General features: G+C 61.0%; 10 protein-coding genes and 3 pseudogenes. 9 read left to right on the top strand and 4 right to left on the bottom strand.

Annotation, left to right across the window (positions count from 1 at the left end; all coding sequences use genetic code 11):
• Window positions 1-16 precede the first annotated feature (16 nt).
• The 3 genes and pseudogenes from RBH10_RS16280 to RBH10_RS16270 all read left to right on the top strand — a co-directional run bounded on the left by RBH10_RS16280 (window position 17) and on the right by RBH10_RS16270 (window position 1,557).
• Window positions 17-344 (top strand): annotated as a pseudogene (locus tag RBH10_RS16280) (NIPSNAP family protein).
• Window positions 341-706: an antibiotic biosynthesis monooxygenase gene (locus RBH10_RS16275; RefSeq protein WP_281036498.1), complete on the top strand. Its 366-nt coding sequence runs from the start codon at window positions 341-343 to the stop codon at window positions 704-706. Before RBH10_RS16280 ends, RBH10_RS16275 begins: the two are co-directional and overlap by 4 nt.
• A 146-nt stretch (window positions 707-852) precedes the next feature.
• Window positions 853-1,557, top strand: coding sequence for an SDR family oxidoreductase (locus RBH10_RS16270; protein WP_281036499.1), 705 nt, complete (start codon window positions 853-855; stop codon window positions 1,555-1,557).
• Window positions 1,558-1,805: 248 nt separating this feature from the next.
• On the opposite strand, the gene RBH10_RS16265 is transcribed toward RBH10_RS16270, so the two are convergent.
• On the bottom strand, window positions 1,806-4,748 hold the full coding sequence (locus RBH10_RS16265; protein ID WP_306180701.1) for a ribonuclease E/G: 2,943 nt from the start codon (window positions 4,746-4,748) through the stop codon (window positions 1,806-1,808).
• A 645-nt stretch (window positions 4,749-5,393) separates the two neighbouring features.
• Here RBH10_RS16265 and RBH10_RS16260 point away from each other — a divergent pair.
• From RBH10_RS16260 to RBH10_RS16245, 4 genes and pseudogenes are all read left to right on the top strand, one after another.
• Window positions 5,394-6,665 (top strand): N-acetylmuramoyl-L-alanine amidase, encoded by a 1,272-nt coding sequence (locus RBH10_RS16260; protein WP_306180947.1) that lies wholly within the window; start codon window positions 5,394-5,396, stop codon window positions 6,663-6,665.
• A 326-nt stretch (window positions 6,666-6,991) separates the two neighbouring features.
• Window positions 6,992-9,437, top strand: a pseudogene (locus tag RBH10_RS16255) (penicillin-binding protein 1A).
• A 98-nt stretch (window positions 9,438-9,535) separates the two neighbouring features.
• A pseudogene (gene prfB, locus RBH10_RS16250) lies at window positions 9,536-10,668 on the top strand (peptide chain release factor 2).
• 77 nt (window positions 10,669-10,745) lie between these two features.
• Window positions 10,746-11,222: a cysteine hydrolase family protein gene (locus tag RBH10_RS16245; protein ID WP_281036503.1), complete on the top strand. Its 477-nt coding sequence runs from the start codon at window positions 10,746-10,748 to the stop codon at window positions 11,220-11,222.
• Between the two features lie 13 nt (window positions 11,223-11,235).
• On the opposite strand, the gene RBH10_RS16240 is transcribed toward RBH10_RS16245, so the two are convergent.
• Both RBH10_RS16240 and RBH10_RS16235 read right to left on the bottom strand, forming a co-directional pair.
• Window positions 11,236-11,739, bottom strand: coding sequence for a hypothetical protein (locus RBH10_RS16240; protein WP_281036504.1), 504 nt, complete (start codon window positions 11,737-11,739; stop codon window positions 11,236-11,238).
• A gap of 21 nt (window positions 11,740-11,760) precedes the next feature.
• A complete protein-coding gene (locus tag RBH10_RS16235) occupies window positions 11,761-12,534 on the bottom strand; it encodes an NAD kinase (protein ID WP_045016003.1) in 774 nt (257 codons plus the stop codon).
• A gap of 306 nt (window positions 12,535-12,840) precedes the next feature.
• Here RBH10_RS16235 and RBH10_RS16230 point away from each other — a divergent pair, with 306 nt between their 5' ends.
• Window positions 12,841-13,758, top strand: a complete 918-nt coding sequence (locus RBH10_RS16230) for a PhzF family phenazine biosynthesis protein (RefSeq protein WP_281036505.1) — start codon at window positions 12,841-12,843, stop codon at window positions 13,756-13,758.
• Window positions 13,759-13,975: 217 nt separating this feature from the next.
• Window positions 13,976-15,925: a translation factor GTPase family protein gene (locus RBH10_RS16225; RefSeq protein WP_281036506.1), complete on the top strand. Its 1,950-nt coding sequence runs from the start codon at window positions 13,976-13,978 to the stop codon at window positions 15,923-15,925.
• Window positions 15,926-16,018: 93 nt separating this feature from the next.
• Here RBH10_RS16225 and RBH10_RS16220 read toward each other — a convergent pair whose 3' ends face one another.
• Window positions 16,019-22,366, bottom strand: coding sequence for a hypothetical protein (locus tag RBH10_RS16220; protein WP_281036507.1), 6,348 nt, complete (start codon window positions 22,364-22,366; stop codon window positions 16,019-16,021).
• Between the last annotated feature and the right edge of the window lie 188 nt (window positions 22,367-22,554).

Raw genomic sequence — 22,554 nt, 5'->3', positions numbered from 1 at the left:
CACGAGGAGACTACCGATGCTGACCTGTTTCATCCGCTACGAGATCGACCCCTTCAAGGTCGATGCCTTCGATCAATATGCCCGCAACTGGGGCGAGGCGATACCGCGCTGCGGCGCCGATCTGATCGGTTATTACGCGCCGAAGGAAGGATCGAGCACAATTGCCTATGGCGTCTACAACATTGAGAGCCTCGCTGCTTACGAGGCCTACAGGGCGCGGCTTGCCGCTGATCCGGCAGGGGCGGGAGAATTATGAATTCGCCCGGCGCGGGCAGTTCATCCGCCGTGAGGACAGGCTTTTCCTACGGCTGGCGTCCGCTCCCCACGCGGGAGGCGCAAGATGATTGCCGTCATCTTCGAGGTCTGGCCGGCTGAGGGCGAGAAACAGCATTATCTCGATATTGCCGCCAGCCTGCGGGCCGAACTCGAAACCATCGACGGCTTCCTGTCCGTCGAACGATTTCAAAGCATTACCCATCCGGACAAGATGCTTTCCCTGTCGTTCTTCCGGGATGAGGAGGCGGTGAAGGCGTGGCGCAACACCGCGCCGCATCGCGCAGCACAGGCGCTGGGCCGGTCCGGCGTCTTTTGCAATTACCGGCTGCGTATTGCTTATGTGATGCGGGACTATGGTCTGCGGGAGAGGGAGGAGGCACCGCCCGACAGCAGACAGGTCCATTCGGCGGATGCGCAAGTGCAGTGCTGATAGCCTTCAGCATCAGTTTTTCTTCAAGCCGAGCCAAGGCTTTCTGGTTCGAACTCGCTGCCGAAACCGGCTATAGATAGGGTGGATTACGGATAGAGAAGGGTCGCCACGAGGCGGTTCGCCCGATGGGAACGGAGAAAAGAACAATGTCGGCAGAAAAAGTGGCGATTGTGACGGCAGGCGGCAGCGGCATGGGCGCGGCCGTGGCGAAACGTTTAGGCGCTGATGGTTACAAGCTTGCGATCCTGTCGTCCTCCGGCAAGGGAGAGGCGCTGGCGAAGGAACTGGGCGGTATCGGCGTCACCGGCTCCAACCAGTCCAATGACGACCTCAAACGCCTCACCGATCTCACGCTCGAAAAATTCGGCCGTATCGATGTGCTGGTCAACAGTGCAGGCCATGGCCCGCGCGCCTCCATCCTCGATATCACTGACGAGCAATGGCACACGGGTCTCGATGTCTACCTGATGAACGTCATCCGCCCGACACGGATCGTGGCTCCGTTCATGGTGAAGCAGAAGGCCGGTGCGATCGTCAACATCTCGACCGCCTGGGCTTTCGAGCCGAGCAGCATGTTCCCGACTTCCGCCGTGTTCCGCGCCGGCCTTGCCTCCTACACCAAGATTTTTTCCGATACCTATGCGGCCGACAATGTGCGCATGAACAATGTCCTGCCCGGCTGGATCGACAGCCTGCCCGCCACGGAAGAACGCCGTCAGGGTGTGCCGATGCAGCGTTACGGAACGAGCGACGAGATTGCCGCAACCGTGGCGTTCCTCGCCTCGGAAGGTGCGGGTTACATCACCGGCCAGAACATCCGGGTTGATGGCGGCCTGACGCGGTCTGTCTAAGGGGCAGGGATAACAAACGAGATATTCGTCTAAAGCGAAAGCGCCGGCTATATGTCGCCGGCGTCACGGTCGATGCCAGGCCTCCCCACATTCGACGTCATCCTCGGGCTGGACCCGAGGATCCATCCCGCAACCGGTCATGGGTCCTCGCCTCAAGGGCGAGGATGACGCAGGAGAGGGAGAGGAGTGCACCTTAAAGCAAAACGCCCGCAACATGGTTGCGGGCGTTTTTGTTTTAATGCGTTCTATCAGAAGAAGCCCTTGCGCTGCCACCAGCCGCCCTTGCGCGGCTTCGGCTCGTCGCCCTCAGGGTTGGCAGGCGTGCCCGAGGAGGTCACTACCGGCTCCGAACTCGAGACATTGCTGCCCCGGTTCGCACGAACCTTTTCCTCGCTCGCCGGCGCTTCGGCTTCCGGACCGAGATCAGCCGAGGCTTCACCCACTTCATCGAGCGCAACATCGACGACGGTTGCGGCAACGACTGCTGGCTCAACGATTACCGGCTCGACCGTCTCAACGACTTTGGCTTCTACTTCAGCCTGCGGCGCGTCTTCGGTCTTGGCCTTCGCCTTGCGGGTGCGGCGCGGTTTCTTCGGTGCTTCCGTTTCCACAACGTCGGCAACCACACCTTCCACCACTTCAGCGGCGGCAGGCTCTTCGGTTACGGGCGCCGGGACGGAAACCACGTCGCTTTCGCCTGCCGTTTCGCCTTCGTCGTCGGACTCGGTGCCTGCGGCATCGAGAGCCTCGTCTTCAGCACGGTTGCGACGGCCGCCACGCTTGCCACGACGGCGACGCTTGCGCTTGCCGTCTTCGTCAGAGGTTGCAGCCTCGTTTACGCCGTTTTCATCGGCATCGTCTGCGGCCTCATCGGTTTCGATGCCATCTTCGTCGTCCGCATCATCAGCTTCGGCGTCATCACCAGCCTGGGCATCAACTGCACCGTTCTGGTCGTTCTGTCCGCCCTTGCCACGACGGCGACGACGACGCTTGCGCTTGCGCTTGCCATCTTCACCATTGTCGCCCTGCGGCTGCTGCTGGCGCGGCTCGCCGGCCTGTGCCTTGACGATTTCTTCCTCGTCTTCGTCCTCTTCCACCTCGGCGACGAAATCGTCTTCCTCTTCCACGAAGCTCGGGAGCATCTGGATAAGGCTTTCGATCTTCACCGGATTTTCGACGGCCTCACCGCGATCGATGGCGAAATGCTGCGCGCCGACGCCGGAATCGGCGGCGATGATGATCGATACGCCGAAGCGGCCTTCATAATCGACGATCGTGCCGCGCTTGTGGTTGAGCAGGTAGAGCGCCGTGTCCGGCGTGCTGCGAACCGTGATGTTGTGGGTGGTGTTGCGCAGCAGATATTCCTCGATACCGCGCAGAACGTGCAGCGCGACGGAGGATTCCGAGCGAACATGGCCCGTGCCGCCACAATGCTGGCAGACCTGCGTGGTCGATTCCAGCACGGAAGCGCGGATGCGCTGGCGCGACATTTCCAGGAGGCCGAAATGCGAGATACGTCCAACCTGGATGCGTGCCCGGTCGTTTTTCAGGCAATCCTTGAGCTTCTTCTCGACGGAGCGGTTGTTGCGCTTTTCTTCCATGTCGATGAAGTCGATGACGACAAGACCGGCAAGGTCGCGAAGGCGCAGCTGGCGGGCCACTTCTTCGGCAGCTTCGAGATTGGTCGTCAGCGCCGTTTCCTCGATGGAATGCTCGCGGGTCGAACGACCCGAGTTCACGTCGATGGAAACCAGCGCTTCGGTCTGGTTGATGATGAGATAACCGCCCGATTTCAGCGTCACCTGCGGCTGCAGCATCCGGTCGAGCTGGGCTTCGATGCCGGAGCGCGAGAAGATCGGATGAATGTCGCGGTAAGGCTGAACCACCTTGGCGTGGCTCGGCATCAGCATCTTCATGAAGTCTTTGGCTTCACGGTAGCCTTCTTCGCCCGAAACGATGATCTCGCTGATATCCTTGTTATAAAGGTCGCGGATCGAACGCTTGATGAGCGAGCCTTCCTCGTAAACGAGGCAGGGCGCCGTGGAGTTCAGCGTCAGCGTGCGGACGTTTTCCCACAGACGCATCAGATATTCGAAGTCGCGCTTGATCTCGACGCGGGTACGGTTGGCGCCTGCGGTACGCAGAATGACGCCCATGCCCTGCGGAACTTCCAGATCGCGCGCGATTTCCTTCAGGCGCTTGCGGTCGGTCGGCTGGGTGATCTTGCGGGAAATGCCACCACCGCGCGCCGTGTTCGGCATCAGCACGGAATAACGGCCGGCAAGCGACAGATAGGTGGTGAGTGCCGCACCCTTGTTGCCGCGTTCTTCCTTGGCAACCTGTACCAGAAGGATCTGGCGACGCTTGATGACTTCCTGAATGCGGTACTGCTTGCGCGGCTTGCGCGCAATGCGATCGGGAACTTCTTCCATCGCGTCTTCGGCGCCAACGGATTCGATCACTTCCTTTTCGTGATGGTCGTCATCATCGTCGTCATCATCGTCGTCATCATCGTCATTGCCGCGGCGAAGACCTTCGACTTCCTCGGAAATCGTATCGGTATCGACCATCGCGGCCATTTCGCCGCCGGTGCTGCCGTCTTCGTCAGACGACGCTTCGGCGGTCTCGGAAACGGCTTCTTCTTCCGCTACCTTCTTCTTGGCGCGGGGGCGGCGGGTACGCTTCTTCGGTGCTTCTTCGGCTACAGCCTCGACGACCACGGCCGCTACATCCTCGGAGACCTCTTCGGCAACCGCAACGGTTTCCTCTACGACCACGGTGGCTTCCGCGGTTTCGCTTGCGGCAACGATGCCGACATCGGGCTGGTCCACCTGCGACAGATCAACAGCCGGCGCGCCCGGTTCAGGGGCATCAGCCGATTCGAAGTCGTCGCTGCGGCGATGGTCCTCGGCTTCCGCCTTCAAGAGGGCCTGACGGTCGGCAAGCGGGATCTGGTAATAGTCGGGGTGGATTTCCGCAAAAGCGAGAAACCCGTGGCGATTTCCACCGTAGTCGACAAAGGCCGCCTGAAGGGAGGGCTCAACCCTCGTGACCTTGGCAAGGTAGATATTGCCGCGGATCTGTTTCTTGTGCTCCGATCTGAAATCGAATTCTTCGATCCGGTTCCCACGGACAACGACTACGCGTGTCTCCTCTTCGTGGGAGGCGTCGATAAGCATTTTGTCTGCCATGTAAGCTGTGCTCCTCGGCGCAGCCTTGTTTTATACGAGAACAGGCCCGCCACACGGACGAGCCTTTCATATGAGTGCAAGGATGTGCCGGAAATGAAGTCTCCAGCCGGGCCTCTGTAAACTGGCAGCATCCGGACCGACGGCGAGGCGCTTGGCCTGCTCCTGGTATCCGGTTCATGTGAAAACTGCTGCGACATCATTGGCCAGGCGGAACGACAATAATATATAGACCCCTTGGGATCCGATGAATTTGCTCTCCTCAGAGCAGCGGTGGCATTGCCACCGGGTAGGTCTCCGGCCACGGCCGGAATTGATCCAGTTTCAGGATAAATGTAACGACGGCAGATGATTGCCCGTTTTGCAGCGCCAGCGTCTTTTTCGATTGGCAGCCGGCGGGCATCTATCCCGTCAACACTTTTAACCCTCATCCTTGTTGTATGTTTTCTCTGTCATAATAGCAATAGGCTGGCTAAATATGCCATATTATTGGTGGAATTTCCGGGTTAACAATTGGTTCACCAACGCCTGCGATTGTGGGGCGCAAACGCGCAAACACTCGTCCGGTGTGGTTGAAATTGCGACGTTCCCGGCAGTTTGCCGCACCATCTATGAAAAATGACAGAAATACGGAATTTCTTGAAGACCATGAATTTCACGCGCAGCGCAGCGATATTCGATGGGGTAGGGCCGCTCGGCGCGCAGATCGCGCGGCTCGCGGGTGCCCTTGTCTTGCCGGTCGTTTTTTCGGTCGTCGCATCCGTCTCCTCAATCCCGCAGGCCTTCGCCCAGAAGCCGCTCGTCGCCCATCAGGCGCGCATTGTCGGCGACGAAGCGCGCACGCGCATCGTTCTCGATTTTGCCGAGGAGCCGGAATTCGACATTCATTATCTCGATTCGCCCGCCCGCATCGTCGTGGACTTTCCGGCGGTGAATTTCACCTTCCCCGCATCCGATCTCAAGCCGACCGGACTTTTTTCGGACATCCGCTTCGGCAGCATGGGGCAAAACAGCGCCCGCATCGTGCTGACGGCAAAAAAACCGGTTCAGGTGACGGTTGCCGAAACGAAGAAGGGCGAGGACGGGAAATCTTTCCGTTTCGCGCTGGATGCGGAGATCACCACCAAGGCCAAATTCGCCGAACTGGTGAAAGAGCAGCAATGGCGGGCGCCTGCACCGGTCTCCACCGCCGCGATTACGCCTGACGACAAGACATCGCGGTCGTCCGAATTCGTCATCGCGGTGGATGCGGGCCATGGCGGCATCGACGCCGGTGCCTCCGGCGGCGTGACCGGCACGGAGGAAAAGGTCATTACGCTGACCTTTGCCAAGGAACTCGTTGAGCGGATGAACAGGGAACCCGGCATCAAGGCGTTCCTGACGCGCGATTCCGATACGTTTCTCGCCCTGTCCGAACGGGTGACTATCGCCCGGCAGAACAATGCCAACCTGTTCATTTCATTGCACGCCGATACCCTGAAGCAGAAGGGCATCCGTGGCGCCACCGTTTATACATTGTCCGACCGGGCCTCGGACCGCAGGGCGCAGGAGCTGGCGGAGCGTGAAAACAAGTCCGACCAGATCGCCGGTGTTGCCGCCTCCAGTGAGCCGCCGGAAGTCGCCGACATTCTTATGGATTTCACCCGCCGCGAAACGCAGGCCTTTTCGGTGACGCTCGCCGAAAACATCGTGTCATCCTTCGAGGGGCAGGTCGGCCTCATCAACAATCCGCATCGCTATGCCGGTTTCATGGTGCTGCGCGCCCATGATGTACCCTCGGTGCTGCTGGAACTCGGCTTTCTTTCCAATCCGGAAGACGAAAAACTGCTTCTCGACGGGGAATGGCGCAAGAAGGTCGCCGATACGCTGGCAACCGCGGTTGGACGATACCGCGCCAAAGCCATGGCGAACGGCGGCTGAAGTGTCGGGTGGGTGAGCGGCGATGCTGTTGCCGCCGTGCCCTTCGCGGCCGAAAAGCTGTTCAATTCTTGGGCCTTGCGGACGATTAGGGAGGAGAAGCCCTATTTTACTCACATTCGCCGCGTTACTGCGGAAGCGGATTCTGTGGCGATCCGCCATTGCGGCTGGAGCCGCGATTGCGGCAGTCGGCCCGGTAACATATCAGCGAATGCTGTCGTTCCGGCTTGTCATCGAAGGTATGGTGTGCAAAACGGCACGCGATATGCAAGGATGCGCCCGTATCATCGGGCGTTGATGGTTACGATCCGAATTATCGGTAGCTTGGTATGATCAGACTGATTGGATATTTTTTCGGCTTGGCGAGCGTGCTCTTCCTGTGCGCAGCCGGCGCCGGTGCGATTTATTTGCACGGCGTGACGAAGGACCTGCCGGATTACGCAGTTCTGAGCACCTATGAGCCGCCGGTGACGACCCGCGTGCACGCCGGCAACGGTGCGCTGATGGCGGAATACGCCCATGAAAAGCGCCTGTTCCTGCCGATCCAGGCTATTCCGGACCGGGTGAAGGCGGCTTTCCTTTCGGCGGAAGACAAGAATTTCTACAACCATCCGGGTGTGGACATCTGGGGTCTCGGCCGTGCTGTTCTCGTCAACCTGCAGAATATCGGCTCCGGCCGTCGTCCGGTCGGCGCTTCCACCATCACCCAGCAGGTGGCGAAGAACTTCCTGCTGACCAACGACCAGACCTTCGACCGCAAGCTCAAGGAAGCCCTTCTGTCCTTCCGCATCGAGCAGACCTATTCCAAGGACAAGATCCTCGAGCTTTATCTCAACGAGATCTTTTTCGGCCTGAATTCCTACGGTATCGCCGGTGCGGCACTCACCTATTTCAACAAATCGGTGACGGAGCTGACGATTGCGGAGACCGCCTATCTCGCATCGTTGCCGAAGGGCCCGGCCAACTACCATCCGATCCGTCGCGAAAAGGCGGCGCTGGAGCGTCGCAACTGGGTGATCGACCGCATGGCCGAGAACGGCTACATCACGGTCGGTGATGCGGAAGATGCCAAGAAGCAGCCGCTTGGCGTCAATCTGCGCCGCGGCGGCGCGCATATCTTCGCGTCTGATTATTTCGCCGAGGAAGTCCGCCGCCAGATCGTAGAGAAATACGGCGAACAAGCGCTTCTCGAAGGTGGCCTTTCGGTCCGTACCTCTTTCGATCCGCAGATCCAGATGGAGGCGCGCAAGGCGCTTCAGGACGGTCTGGTGCAATATGACGAGCGTCGCGGTTTCCGCGGACCCGTCGAAAAGATCGAGACGGCCGGTGATCGGACGGCGGCGCTCGCCAAGGTCAAGGGCCTGCGCGACGTTCCCGAATGGAAGATCGCGGTGGTCCTCGCCGTTGCTGCCGATGGCATCGATATCGGTGTGCAGGTCGACCCCGATTCCGAAGATGGCGACAAGCGCACGCGCGGCCATATCTCCGCTGAAAACATGCGCTGGGCCTATCGTGATGCAGCCGGCAAGAAGCCGACCGCCAAGTCGCCGGTTGGCGTTCTGGCGGCAGGTGACGTCATCTATGCACAGCCGCTTTCCAATTCCGGCAATGAATACCGCCTGCGCCAGCCACCCAAGGTGCAGGGCGGCATGATGGTGATGGACCCGCATACCGGCCGCGTGCTGGCCATGGTCGGCGGCTTCTCCTATGCGCAATCGGAATTCAACCGCGCCACGCAGGCGATGCGTCAGCCCGGTTCTTCTTTCAAGCCGTTCATTTATGCGGCCGCACTCGACAACGGCTATACGCCGGCATCGGTCATTCTCGATGCACCGATCGAGGTGGTTTCCGGCGGTCAGGTCTGGAAGCCGCAGAATTACGGCGGGGGTTCCGCAGGTCCCTCGACCCTGCGTCTCGGCATTGAAAAATCCCGTAACCTCATGACCGTGCGTCTGGCGCAGGACATGGGCATGAATCTGGTGGCGGAATATGCCGAACGCTTCGGCATCTACGACAAGATGCCGCCGCTTCTCGCAATGTCGCTGGGTTCCGGTGAAACGACCATCATGCGCATGGTCTCGGCCTATTCTGTCATCGCCAATGGCGGCAAGCAGATCAAGCCGACGCTGATCGACCGCATTCAGGACCGTTACGGCAAGACGATCTTCCGGCATGAGGAGCGCGCCTGCGAGGGCTGCAACGCGACGAGCTGGCAAAATCAGGACGAGCCTGTGATCGTCGATAATCGCGAGCAGGTTCTCGATCCGATGACCGCTTACCAGACGACCTCCATGCTGGAAGGTGTTGTGCAGCGCGGCACGGCAGCGGGCAAGATCAAGGTCGATCTGCCAGTTGCCGGCAAGACGGGCACCACCAACGATGAAAAGGACGCCTGGTTCGTCGGTTACACGCCGGACATGGTTGCCGGTCTTTATATCGGCTTCGATCTCGCCCGCACCGCTCGGTCGCGGCGGCACCGGCGGCTCGCTGTCGGCACCGATCTTCGGCGAGTTCATCGCGGATGCTGCCAAGCACCTGCAACCGAGCAAGTTCATCGTGCCTGAGGGCATGAAGTTCATCGCCGTCAACCGCAAGACCGGCATGGCAGCTTCGGAAGGCCAGCCGGACACCATCATGGAAGCCTTCAAGCCCGGCACCGGCCCGGCTGACACCTTCTCGGTGATCGGCGCGGATGGCATGTCGCAGGACGATATCCTGAAGACCTCGCCACAGGCGCAGCAGGCCATCACCGGCGGTGGCGGCGGTCTTTATTGATACCAGTCTTATGTTTGGCGGGGGGCGCGGGTCTTTACATCCGCGCCCCCCGCATTTATTTGAGCAACCAGTTTCAATGAAGGCGAAGAACCAGCGAAATGCGCAATGAAATTGTGAACGTAGTCGACGAAATCAAGCAGGCCATAAGCCTGCTGAGGAGGCATCTTTGACTGGGACCAGGCGATAAGACGACTGGACTGGTTGAATAACAAGGCAGAGGATCCGACCCTCTGGAACGATGCCACCGAAGCGCAAAAACTGATGCGCGAGCGCCAGCAGCTGGATGACAGCATCAATGGCGTCAAGGCGCTCGAGCAGCAGCTTAAAGACAATGTCGAGCTGATCGAACTCGGCGAGATGGAAGGCGACGACGAGATCGTCAAGGACGCCGAGGACGCGCTGAAGGCGCTGAGGAGCGAGGCGAACCGCCGTCAGGTGGAAGCCATGCTTTCGGGCGAGGCCGACAGCAACGATACCTATCTCGAAGTGCATTCCGGCGCCGGCGGCACCGAAAGCCAGGACTGGGCCAACATGCTGCTTCGCATGTATACCCGCTGGGCCGACCGCGAAGGCTTCAAGGTCGAAGTGCTGGAAGTTCATGACGGCGAAGAGGCCGGCATCAAGTCCGCGACGATCCTCGTCAAGGGCCACAATGCTTTCGGTTGGCTGAAGACGGAATCGGGCGTGCACCGCCTCGTCCGCATTTCGCCCTATGACAGCAATGCGCGTCGCCACACATCGTTCTCCTCCGTCTGGGTTTACCCTGTCGTCGACGATCTCGATCCAGATCGACATCAACGAGAGCGATTGCCGCATCGACACCTATCGTTCGTCCGGTGCAGGCGGCCAGCACGTCAACACCACCGATTCGGCCGTGCGTATTACCCACATACCGACCGGTATTGCCGTGGCCTGCCAGCAGGAACGGTCGCAGCACAAGAACCGCGCCAAGGCGTGGGACATGTTGCGCGCCCGCCTCTATGAGGTGGAGCTGCAAAAGCGGGAAGATGCGGCAAACGCCCAGGCCGCGTCCAAGACCGATATCGGCTGGAGCCACCAGATCCGGTCCTACGTTCTGCAGCCTTACCAGTTGATCAAGGACCTGCGCACCGGCGTGGAAAGCACCGCACCCGGCAACGTGCTGGACGGCGATCTGAACGAGTTCATGGAAGCGGCTCTCGCACACCGCATCAGCGGCGGTGCAGACGTGGACGTGGCGGATATCGACTAAGACGCTGCAATGCGTCGACTGGAAAAAGATCGCCCCTCGCAATTATCTTGCGAGGGGTTTTTCGTTGGAGGACATGCATGAAACAGGCGCTTCTTATCGTCGACGTCCAGCCGAGCTTCAACCCGCCGGCCTTGCTGGTGGCGGACATATCCGCACTGGCTGCGACCATGCCCAGCATCGCCACAGTCGAGCGCCATGATGAAAGCGTGACACCTTTCGAGCGGCAACTGGGCTGGAAGCCGGGCAGGGACGACTGCTCACTGGTTCCGGCGGACCGGATTTTCATCAAGCACGGTTACGCGCCGCCAAGGGAGGCGATCGACCATCTCCTGTCCCTGAAACTCGACAGGGTGCTGGTCTGCGGTATTCAGGCGGATACCTGCGTGCTGGCGGCCGGTTTTGCCCTGTTCGATGCGGGGCTTCATCCCACGCTTCTGCCATGGCTGACGGTCGGTTCCAGCCTTGACCGCAGCGGTGCACTCGGCGCCAGATTATGGAAACATCATTTTGGCGCGGTTCTCTCCGGGCCGCATGAGCTGACGGATAGCCAATAAGCCGCCATCCCGATCAGTTCGAGGCTTTTTCGATTTTCATATCGCCGAGTTCGTCGATCAGGATCGTCCAGCTTTCCGCTTCCCTGATCGTCGGGTCCGTTTTCAGATAGACGGTGACGAACAGGCCGGGTGAGGCGGATGCACCATTCGAGCTCTCGGGACGAATATCCGTGACGTAGGATTTCATCTGGTTGAACTCTTCCAGCTCGATATTTTCGAGAAGGTTCGGTCCGTCGGCAGTAATGGCGATGCGTTGCAGGTAGACCTTTGCGGTGCCATCGTCCTGGCGGATTGCAACCACCTTGTAATAACCGCGTGTAGGTGTCGCAGGTGGCGGCCGCAACTGGCCGTCAGTGCCCTTCACCGGCTCTAAACTATGATCTTCCCACATGCCGCTGCTGACAACGAAGATTGCCGAAACCGGCAACGTGTCGATCGCTTCCGTCTGCGCCCGTGCGGGAAGCACGGCGGCGGTAGCAAGAATGAGGGCAGCGAGGAGAGGTCTTTTAAAGTGCATGGCCATCGTCAGTGGTTGGCGTCAATTGTTGAATTGTTCAGCGAGAACCCGGTCGGACCAGGAGCGGTCCGGGTCCGAGAGAATTCTGGCCGTTCTGTCCTGCGATTGTGCAATTCGCACATGCCGCACGGATTTCACCTCGGTGTGGTCGGCCACCGCGTTTACCGGGCGTTTATCCCGCTCCAGAACGTGAATGTCGACCGTGACCTTGTTCGGCAAAAGCGCGCCGCGCCAACGCCTTGGCCGGAAGGCGCTGACGGGGGTGAGCGCCAGAAGTGGTGATTCGAGCGGCAGGATCGGCCCATGGGCGGAGAAGTTATAGGCCGTCGATCCCGCCGGCGTCGCCACCATCATGCCGTCACAGATCAGCTCTTCCAGCCGCATCTTGCCATCCACCTCGACACGAAGCTTGGCGGCCTGGTGCGATTGCCGGAACAGGCTGACCTCGTTCATGGCAAGTGCCGTGAATTCATCGCCGTCGGAATCCGTCGTTGTCATACGCAGGGGATGGAAGTCATTGCCGGTCGCCACCGCGATACGCTCGACCAGGCCGTCCACCCGGTAGTCGTTCATCAGGAAGCCGACCGATCCCCGGTTCATGCCATAGACACGCTTGCCGGAATTCATCGTCTCGTTGAGGATTTGCAGCATGAAACCATCGCCGCCAAGCGCCACGATCACTTCCGCCTCATCGAAGGGCGTGTTGCCGTAAACGCCTTTCAGCTCCTCCAGCGCCCTCTGCGCCTCCTCGGTTGCGGAGGCGACGAAGGACAGTGAACTGTTAGAATGCGACATCCGCTTCCCTCGACAACGACGCACACCGGAAGCGGCATGCGGACGATGCTGTAACCTGTTGAAGTGGCTCACAATCTCAAAACGTCGATAAAACGGTCGATCGCAAGCCACAAGACGCATCCTTGGTACATGAAGACGGCGGCAGGCGACAAGGCCTTTCGGGCGGGCAGGCGTTCCCTCCCGGCGTGTTTGCGCCGGGCCGGTCCACAGCTTCTTGGTTTCCGGCCCGCGACAAGGGTTGCGATGCGGAGCGGCGTGAGGCAACTTGCGCCAAACAAGCGGTATGACGAATGGCAGGAGACGGGCGTGGCGCTGAATTACAATATCTACGATGTCTTTACCGAGACCAAATTGGCGGGAAATCCGCTGGCGGTCATGTATGACGCGGATGGTCTCGACCAAGTGACGATGCAGGCGATTGCCCGGGAAATGAACCTCTCCGAGACCGTTTTCGTCAACCGTTCGGGCAACCCGGCCCATGCGGCTTCACTGCGCATCTTCACGCCATCAGGCGAACTGCCTTTCGCCGGCCACCCGACGGTTGGTGCCGCGATTGCGATTGCCGAGCGCAATCGTAAGGATGGCGATGACGACATCGACATGGTCTGCGTGCTGGAGGAGCAGGTGGGCCCGGTGCGTTGTGCGGTGAAGATACGCGCCGGTGCGGTCAGCTTCGCCGAATTCGACCTGCCGCGCAAATCCTCCCGTGTCACCCTGCCGCTCGATCACACCGCTCTTGCCGATGCGCTGGGTGTGAGCGAAGCTCATCTCGGCTTTGAAAATCACGTACCGTCGATCTGGACGGCTGGTGTGCCGTTCCTGCTGGTGCCGTTGCATAATATCTCGGCCGTTCGCGATATGGATTTCGACGCCAATCTGTGGCTGCGCACTGCGCCGTTGGTCGAAGGACGCCTGGCGGCGGCCTATATCTACTGTCGTGGCGGCGTCAATCACGCGGCGAAGTTCCATTCCCGCACGTTTTCCCCGGAAATGGGGATTTCGGAAGATCCCGCCACCGGCTCTGCGGCTGCGGCCCTTTCCGGCGCTATCCACCATTTCGACGGTCTGACCGACGGCCATTATCCGCTCTTGATAGAGCAGGGCGTGGAGATGCAGCGGCCTTCGCACATCCACCTGCGCATGGACATCAAGGACGGCGAAATCGCTCGCGCCCGCATCGGCGGCCACGCCGTCCGCGTTGCGTCGGGCACGTTCGAGATTTGAGACGAACCGCCGTTTGATTGTCCCGCACCATCCCGCGTCACACACCGGGATGGCCGTCCTTGACATATATCCCGACGAGGGTTTTAAATTCGCGCGCATCTCCGCGAACCGGCGGAGACTTGCGCACCAGATCATGGTTTTTAGCACATAGAGGTCCCAATGCGCCGAGTCCCTTCTCACGAAAATCACCTTGGAGTTTCTGAGAAGTTGAGGGTTCATGCGCACTTTGAATCTGGGCATCCTTGCCCACGTAGACGCAGGCAAGACTAGCCTTACGGAGCGTCTCCTTTTTGACACCGGCGTAATCGACAGGCTGGGCAGCGTCGATACCGGCAATACACAGACAGACAGCCTCGAACTGGAACGGCAACGCGGCATTACGATCAGAGCCGCTGTCGTGTCCTTTACGATTGGCGATACCGTCGTCAATCTCATCGATACGCCCGGCCATCCCGATTTCATTGCGGAAGTCGAGCGGGTATTGGGTCTGCTCGACGCAGCCGTGGTTGTGGTTTCCGCCGTGGAAGGCGTGCAGGCGCAAACGCGGATACTGGTGCGGGCGTTGCAACGTCTCGCAGTCCCATTCGTATTCTTCATCAACAAGGTCGATAGCCCCGGCGCGCGTTATGACGAGGTTGTGCAAAACCTCGCCGATCAGTTGAGGGTGCGCCCGATCGCCATGTCGACTGTCACCGGCGCTGGCGGCAAGTCCGCGCGGGTGGAGGCACCGGATGCGAGGAGCGAGCCATTTTTCTCCATCCTCTGCGAAATCCTTGCGGAGAATGACGAAGACCTGCTGCGCGACTATCTTCTGACGCCAGACCGTGTGGAACCCGTAAGGCTCAAGCGATCGCTCGCGCATCAGACCGCCCAAGGGTTGGTGCATCCGGCATTTGCCGGTGCGGCAATGACGGGAGCCGGCCTGCCGGCTCTGATATCCGCCATCGTCGACATGCTGCCTGGCCGTCACCCCGATCCAGAGGGCGAAGTGTCCGGCAAGATCTTCAAGATCGAGCGCGGATGGGGCGGAGAAAAGCTGTCATATCTGCATCTGACATCCGGAACCGTCCAGGTCAGGCAATATCTGCCTTTGCCGCAGGGACCGGCAAGAGTGACCGGAATACAGTTGTTCGAGGATGGTCATGTTCACAATTCGACGCATCTCCGTGCCGGTCAGATCGCCCGCGTCACCGGCCTTGCGAGTGCCCGGATCGGCGACAGGGTTGGCGCGGACGCGGTTGCCGACAGCCCGTTTCATTTCGCTCCACCCACGCTTGAAACGCGCGTCGTTTCCCGCCGTCCAGCTGAGCACGCGGCGCTCTGGCTGGCGCTGAACCAGCTGACCGAGCAGGATCCGCTTATCGGATTGCGAAGGAACGAGGAGACGAACGAGGTTTTCGTATCGCTCTATGGCGAGGTGCAAAAGGAGATCATCCAATCGGAACTGTTGACGGGTTTTGGCATCGAGGCTGAATTTGAGGACAGCACGATTATCTGCGTGGAAAGGCTGGCAGGTATCGGGCACGGACTTCAAACCATCTTCAAGGCACCAAACCCCTTTATCGCTACCGTGGGATTGCGGGTCGAGCCAAGACCGGATGGTGCTGGCAACAGCTTCGCACTGGAGGTGGAGGTGGGCCAGATGCCCGCAAGCTTTTATCGAGCGGTCGAAGAGACCGTATTCGAAACGCTGAAGCAGGGCATTTTCGGTTGGCGGGTGGTGGATTGCCATGTCGCCATGACGGCTGCCCGGCAGAGTGCACCGTCAAGCACGGCTGCCGATTTCCGGCAGCTGACACCATGGGTGCTGGCAATGGCGCTGAGCGAAGCGCAAACCTATGTTTGTGAACCGATCGATCACTTCCACCTTGAAGCGCCGGCGGCAGCGATGACACGCCTGAGCACCGTTCTCGCCAAAGCGGGTGCAGTCACCAGAAACGCCGTTATCTCCGGTGGCATGACAAGGCTTGAAGGGACGATAGCGTCGGCAATGGTTCAGGGTATTCAGCAGCAGGTGCCGGGGCTGACGGGTGGCATGGGCGCGATGGAAACGTCGTTCAGCCACTATGCGCGAGCGGATAATCCGCCGCCGCCGCGCCGGCGGTCGGGTGCTGATCCGTTCAATGAGCGCGATTATCTGCTGAGCCTGCGCCGAAATGCAGAATGACCGCCGCGGAAATCAAATATTCCGCGACGGTCATTTTTCATAGCAGACTTGAACAGGCAACGCGGAGAGGGATGCTCTCCGCGTGACCTCCTGTCAGTTGAACCGGCCCGCGGCATGGGCAAGCATCGTATAGACCTTGCCGGTATCGGAGGTGAGGTAGGACTGGGTGACTGTCCGGTCGCGATCCGTGCGGGCCACATCGGCAAGCAGCTTTTCGAAATCGGTGATGTAGCGGTCCACGGCGGTGCGGAACTCAGCTTCCCGTTCGTATTTACGCTTGATTTCGTCAAACGTCGTCTGGCCCTTCAGCGTGTAGAGGCGACGGGTAAAGACGTCGCGCTCGCCGCGCTGGTAACGGCGCCACAGTTCCACAGACGCATCGTGGTCGATGGCGCGGGCGATGTCGACGGAGAGCGAGTTCAGCGATTCCACCATGTGCCGCGGATTGCGGGTGTCGGCCGCACGCGTCGGCTGCTGTTCGGTGCTTGCGCGGGGTGCGGAAGCGGCAGTCGTTTCCTGCGAGGCGCCACGCAGAAGATCGCTGATCCAGCCACCGCCTTCTTCACGACGTCCGGCGGGAGCGGCAGCGGGAGCCGGGGCAGGTGCCTGACGGTTCTCGACCTGGCGGTTTTCAAGCGGCAGGGCGCCGCGCAAGGCAGGGGCAGCAGCAGGCTGCGGCTGTGCCGGGCGCTGTTGTACCGGAGCGGCGGCTGCCGGCTGCGGACGCGTCTCCACGCGGCGTTCAGCAGCGGGCTGGGTCGCGGCGATGGCACGGGCCACCGGTTCGGACACTTCCATCTGGTGGGTCGAACGACCGACAAGCTGGGAAATATCCTGCAGGGCCTTGATCTGCTCGGAAACGGCGCGGCGCATGGCGGCAGCGCTTTCCTTGGCCTCTTCCGGCAGGTCGAACGCGCCGCGCTTCAGTTCCGCGCGGGTCGCATCCAGCTCGCGGCGGATGTCGTGGCTGGAGCGGCGGATTTCGTCCGTCGCGCCGGCGAAACGGCTAACGGCTTCCTCGACGGCCTGACGCAGCGTTTCCTTGAGGTTGGCGGCGGCGGCATTCGATTTTTCCGAGGCGCTGCCCAGAAGATTGTCGACTTCCGAAAGCGAGGATTCGACACCGCCGCGCAGGCGGTTGACCAGCTCGTCGGAATATTTCTGCGCGTCGGACAGCGTGCTTTCGATCGAGCGGCTGGCATCCTGACCGGCGGAGAGCAGGGCGCCTCGCATGGTCTGTGCCGCCGTGCGGGCGCGCTGTTCGGTCTCGTCGAGCGAGCGGCCGATATCGGTGAAGGATGCCTGCAGGTTGTCGCGCAGATTGCCGGCAACGTTCTGCGAACGCTCCTCGGCTTCGTTGAGCGTGGTTTCCACGACGCTGACGACGCCGCGCATGGCGGTCTCGATTTCTTCGGAACGCTTGACGAGGCCGACGGACAGGCTGCGCAGCGCATCCTGACGTTCCTCCAGCGTGCCGACGAGGCTCGACTGCGCCGCATTGAGCAGCTCGGAGGCCTGGCTCAGCACCTTGGAATGTTCCTCGAAGCGTCCAACGATGCCGGCAACCTGTGCCAGTGTCTGGCCGGAAATATTCGACAGACGGTCGATCTTTCCTTCGAGCAGGCGGCTGGAGCTGGACACCATGTCGGCGGCCTGCGAGGCGGATTCGGAGAAGCGGGTCGCCGACGCGTTCAACGCCTCGTCTGCCGTGCCGAATTCTTGCGCGGCGCGCTCGACGGCGGTGTTGAAGTTGGTGGCCGACTGCTCGACGATCTCGGCCATGCTGTTATGGGTCTGCGACAGCATATCCGTGCTCTGGCGGGTGGCGGCGACGAGCTTGTTTGCCACATCGCTGCCCGCACGGGCGTATTTGTCGATACCCTGTTCAACGGCATCCGCCATGGCGGTATGGGTCTGGGACAGCATATCCGTGCTCTGGCGGGTTGCCGCGACAAGCTTGCTCGCCGCATCCGTTCCTGCCGTGGCGTAGTCGCTGATCGCCTGTTCCACCATGCCGACCATGCCGCTGTTGCTCTGCGACAGAAGCTCGGCGCTCTGCTGAGCGGCCGAAACGATTTTTTCGGCGGCTTCGCGGCCAATGGTGGCGTATTCGTCGACCACCGGCTTCGCTTTTTCTTCGATGAGGCGCGACAGTTCGGCGGAACGGCTGGCCAGCATCGAGTTGAGTTCGCGGGTGCGGTTGTCCAGCGCCGAGCGGATGGATTCGCCACGCGCATCGAGGGCGGATTCCACACCGGACAGGGTCTCGGAAATGACGCCGACCTGCGAACGCACGACGGCCTCAGCTTCCGCAACCTTGTTGACGATGATGTTGCCGGCTTCCGAGAAGGTCTGGGCGACGGCAGCCGCCTGACCGGAAAGACGTGTCTGCGCATCCGAGATGCGATTGACGATCTCGCCGGAGCGTTCCTCGATGGCCTTTGTGAATGCCTCGTTCTTTGCCTGCACCTGTTCGGCGAATTCCGAGCCGGTCTTCGCGAGCAGGGCCGAGGAGCGAGCTGCTTCTTCGTCAATGCTCTGGGTGGCGGAGATGACCGCGCCGCGCAGGCCGACGGCGAGATCGCTCGCCTTGCCTTCGATGGTGCGGTTGACGTTTTCAAGGCCGATCGTCAGCGCCCGGTCCATGGTGCCGAGGCGTTCGTCGATGCGGGCCGAGCCAGCATCGAAGGTTTCCGCCAGACGGTTGGTGCGGCTTTCGAATGTATCGGTGACGCGTATTGCCTGCTCGTCCAGAATGCCGGTGATGCGCTGAGCGGCATCATCGCTGGTGCGAGCAAAGGCGGCTGTCTTGTCTTCCAGAGCGTCGGCAAAGCGTCGGCCTGCATCCTCGATCGAGGTGTTGACGTTGCCGAGATCGCTCGAAACGCGCTCCTGCAGCGTACCGAGCGAGGTCTCGATGCGCGCGCCGGTCTCGTCGAGCCTGCCCGTGACGCTTCCGATCGAGGTTTCGATCCGCGAGGAGAGCGCATCGGTCGCGCCGCCGATTTCACGGGCGGCTTCACCGATCTTGACGGCGATATCGCCAGCGCTGTTGCGAAGACGTTCTTCCAGCGTCGCCGCACTGCCGTCGATGGCCTTCTGCAACGTTTCCTGCTGGGTTTCGAGCGAGAGTTCGAGCATGCTGGCGCTGGATGCGACGGTGGTGCCGATCATCATCGCCTGTTCGGAAAGCATGTCGCCCATCTGGGTCGTCGCCGAGCTCAGCGTCGCCGCCATATCCGCGTGGCGCTGGTCGAGCGCGGTGCGGATATCCTCATGCGATTGCGAGAGGTTGGTTTCGAGACGGGAGACGCCTTCTTCCACCGTCTGCGCAAAACGGCTGCTGCCGTCTTCCACAACACTTTCGATGCGGTTGGCTGCACCCGAGACGCTCTGTTCGATCAGGCCGCTGTTACGCTCAAGCGAGCCGGCGATGCGTTCAGCCTGCGAGCCGAGCATGGTTTCAAGCCGCTCGTGTCCGCTGGCAAGGGCGTTTTCAAGCGTGAAGGCGGTCGATTCCAGTCGCTGGCCGACGCCGGCCGCGGCCAGCGAAAGCGATGCGGTTCTGGCGTCCATAGCCTCGGCGATCCGTTCCTCAACACCCGAAATCGTCATATCGAGCGCCATGGTGCGGCTGTCGAGCGCATCGGCGATGCGTTCTTCGGCACCGGAGACAATGCCGGAAAGGGCAGCGGTGCGGCTGTCCAGAGCGCCGGCAATACGATCTTCAACCCCGGAAACTGCGGTATGAAGTGCTGCGGTGCGGCCGTCGAGGATGTCGGCAATCTTTTCCTCGACACCGGAGAAGCTCATGTCGAGCGCCATGGTGCGGCTGTCGAGCACGTCCGTGATCCGCTCTTCCGCGCCGGAAACGACGTTCTTCAGCGAATCCGTGCGGCTGTCGAGTGCGCCTGCGATACGGGTCTCGGCTCCGGCCACCAATTCGCCAAGGGCGGCGGTACGCGTGTCGAGCGCTTCGGTGATTTTTTCCTCGGCGCCAGAAAACGCCATGTCGAGCGCCATGGTGCGGCTGTCCAAGGCGTCGGCGATGCGTTCTTCCGCACCCGAAACGACGGCGTTGAGTGCAGCGGTGCGGCCATCCAGCGTTTCGGCGATACGGGTTTCGGCACCGGCGACCACGTCGCCAAAGGTTGCCGTGCGGCTGTCGAGCGCGCCGGCGATCTTCTCTTCAGCGCTGGCCACAATGCCGGTGAGGGCGGAGGTGCGGTTGTCGAGCGTTTCGGACAGTCTCTCCTCGACATTGGCGAATGTCATGTCGAGCGACAGGGTGCGGCTGTCCATCGTGTCGGCAATACGTTCTTCGACACCGGAAATCGCGCTGGAAAGAGCAGCGGTGCGGCCATCCAGCGTTTCGGCGATACGGGTTTCCGCGCCGGAAACAACGTCATGAAGGGCGGCCGTGCGGCTTTCCAGCGTGTCGGAAATGCGGTCCTCGATACCGGAAACAGCGCCGGTGATGGCGGCGGCCCGGGTTTCGAGCGTTTCGGAGAGACGACGCTCGACATCGGCAACGACGCTGTTGATCGCAGCTGCGCGTTCGTCAAGCATCGCGGCGAGACGTTCCGCCGTGCCGGAGACGGAGCCGGTAATCGCCAGCGAACGGCTGGCAAGCGCCTCGTCAAAACGGTCCTGGCTGGCCGAAAGCGCGCCGAACAGGGCATTGCTGCGTTCCGCCAGCACGCCGTCGATCTTCTCGTGCGAATTGGCGAAGGCATCGGTGATTTCAGCGGTGCGCTGGCCGATTGCGTCGCTGAACTCGCGGGTGCGGGTTTCCAGCGCGCTTTCGAGCATTTCCTGGCCGGTGCCCAGTGCGGTTGCGAGCGCAAGCGACTGATCGGTCATGGTGTTGCCGATGCGCTCAAGACCGCTTGTCAGCATGGTATCGAGGGCTTCGGAGCCGCCGGCAACGGTTTCGTTGATCCGGGCAAGGCTTTCCATCAGCTTGCTGTCGAGGCTGCCCGCGCGCTGGTCGAAGGCGCTGGCGAAGTCCGCCACATGTTCGTCGAAGGCCGAATTGACCTGGCCGACCGTCGCCTGCAGCCGTTCCTCGTAGAGGCCGGAGCGGAGATCGAGATCCATGATCGCATCGTCGGCCGTGCTTTGCAGGCTCTGGCGGAAGGAGAGGCCTTTTTCCTCAAGCGTCGTGGAGAGCTTGTCGAGCACGTTATCCAGCGAACCGCCGATGATCTGCTGGCCGCGATCGATATTGCGGTTGAGTTCGAGCGTGCGCGTCGACAGCGTCTCGTTGAGCTGGCGAGTGCGTTCCTCGAGCGCGCTATTGAGGCTTTCCGCACCGCTGTCGAGTGTCGAGGCGTGGATCGCGAACCGCTCGAGCAGGACTTCGCCGCGCTCATCCAGCGTCGAGGTGAGGTTGTGCAGGCGCATGTCGAATTCGCTGGAGAGCGTCGCGCCCGAGGAATTCAGTGCCTGAAGCAGGTTTTCGGTCTTGGCGGCGATCAGGCTGCCCATCGCTTCGGTCGATGCGCGCGATTTTTCAAGCAGCGCAGCCGAGCGTGTGTCGATCATCGAGGCGAAGGCCTCGCCAGTGGTGGAAAGCCGCATCGAAAGCTCTTCGCCGACGATGGAAAGCTCTTCCTTGATCTGTTCCTGCGCGCCAACGATGGAGGAGCGGATACGCTCTGCGTGGTTGACGATGGCGTCGCGCTCGGCGGTCAGTTCCTGCACGAGGCTGCGCACGCGCAATTCATTGTCGGCATAGCTGCGCTCAAGCGCGTTGACTTCCGAATGGACGAGGGTTTCGAGTTCCGTCGCGCGGGCAATGGTGCGCTCGATGCCATCATTCATGGCCGAGACTTCGCGGCGCACGGCCTGACCAACGGACATGATCCGGTCGGACGCGACCGTTTCGGGTTCGGCAAGGCGAAGGGCGACTTCGGCCATCGAGCGGGCAGCGTTACGCAGATCGCGGGCGCGGGCCATCATGATCGCGAAGGCGAAGAACAGCATGACCGGAACGACGATGCCGACGACGATCGCCATCAGGCCGGGAATTGCGGCGACGTCGGCGACCGAGCCGATATTCCACAGCGCGTTGCCATAGATGAGGTGGGCGATGCCGAGACCGCCGAGCGCCCAGATCACCGACATGATCGTCGCGTTTCTGAGCGCGCCGCCGATGGAGCCGCCTTCAAGCGATTTCAGGATCATGGCCGGGCTGCGCTTGGAGCCGTCATTGGCCGCTTCCAGATTGGGCGATTTGGGAGCCTGTTCGACAGGCGCTCGCGCAGCCTCGGGAGCAGGGGTCTGTCTGCTGGCTTCCTTCAATCTGGCCTCCGGCTGCTTTGGCGCTGCAGTTTTCCGCGTCTCCGGCTTGTCTTCGAAAGCACCGAGCTGCAAGGCGTCTTCCAACGCCTGAAATGCAGTCTCGTCGACAGAGTCGCTGATCTTGTTATTCGCCATGCGGTTACGCCTCGTTACACATACGCCCGGCTTCATGCCGTTTGACCACTTGCAACCAGCAAGCGGACTGCCGCCATCATGCCAGCGGAACATTATCCCGTTAAAGAGAACAATTCCGCCATTACCAAATCCCGAATTGCTGGTGGTCCAGCTTTCGGGCGAAATTACATCACTGTGCCGGAATAACA

This window comes from Rhizobium sp. AN73, from assembly GCF_030757975.1.
Lineage (GTDB): Bacteria > Pseudomonadota > Alphaproteobacteria > Rhizobiales > Rhizobiaceae > Agrobacterium > Agrobacterium arsenijevicii.
Note: the sequence above shows the minus strand (reverse complement) of the source record. Positions and strands in the feature narration are given on the sequence as shown.

What these genes read in the sequence shown, in the direction of transcription:
- RBH10_RS16275 (WP_281036498.1), top strand. Translation starts at nt 341, where the DNA reads ATGATTGCCGTCATCTTCGAGGTCTGGCCGGCTGAGGGCGAGAAACAG.
- RBH10_RS16270 (WP_281036499.1), top strand. Translation starts at nt 853, where the DNA reads ATGTCGGCAGAAAAAGTGGCGATTGTGACGGCAGGCGGCAGCGGCATG.
- RBH10_RS16265 (WP_306180701.1), bottom strand. Translation starts at nt 4,748, where the DNA reads ATGGCAGACAAAATGCTTATCGACGCCTCCCACGAAGAGGAGACACGC.
- RBH10_RS16260 (WP_306180947.1), top strand. Translation starts at nt 5,394, where the DNA reads ATGAATTTCACGCGCAGCGCAGCGATATTCGATGGGGTAGGGCCGCTC.
- RBH10_RS16245 (WP_281036503.1), top strand. Translation starts at nt 10,746, where the DNA reads ATGAAACAGGCGCTTCTTATCGTCGACGTCCAGCCGAGCTTCAACCCG.
- RBH10_RS16240 (WP_281036504.1), bottom strand. Translation starts at nt 11,739, where the DNA reads ATGCACTTTAAAAGACCTCTCCTCGCTGCCCTCATTCTTGCTACCGCC.
- RBH10_RS16235 (WP_045016003.1), bottom strand. Translation starts at nt 12,534, where the DNA reads ATGTCGCATTCTAACAGTTCACTGTCCTTCGTCGCCTCCGCAACCGAG.
- RBH10_RS16225 (WP_281036506.1), top strand. Translation starts at nt 13,976, where the DNA reads ATGCGCACTTTGAATCTGGGCATCCTTGCCCACGTAGACGCAGGCAAG.
- RBH10_RS16220 (WP_281036507.1), bottom strand. Translation starts at nt 22,366, where the DNA reads ATGGCGAATAACAAGATCAGCGACTCTGTCGACGAGACTGCATTTCAG.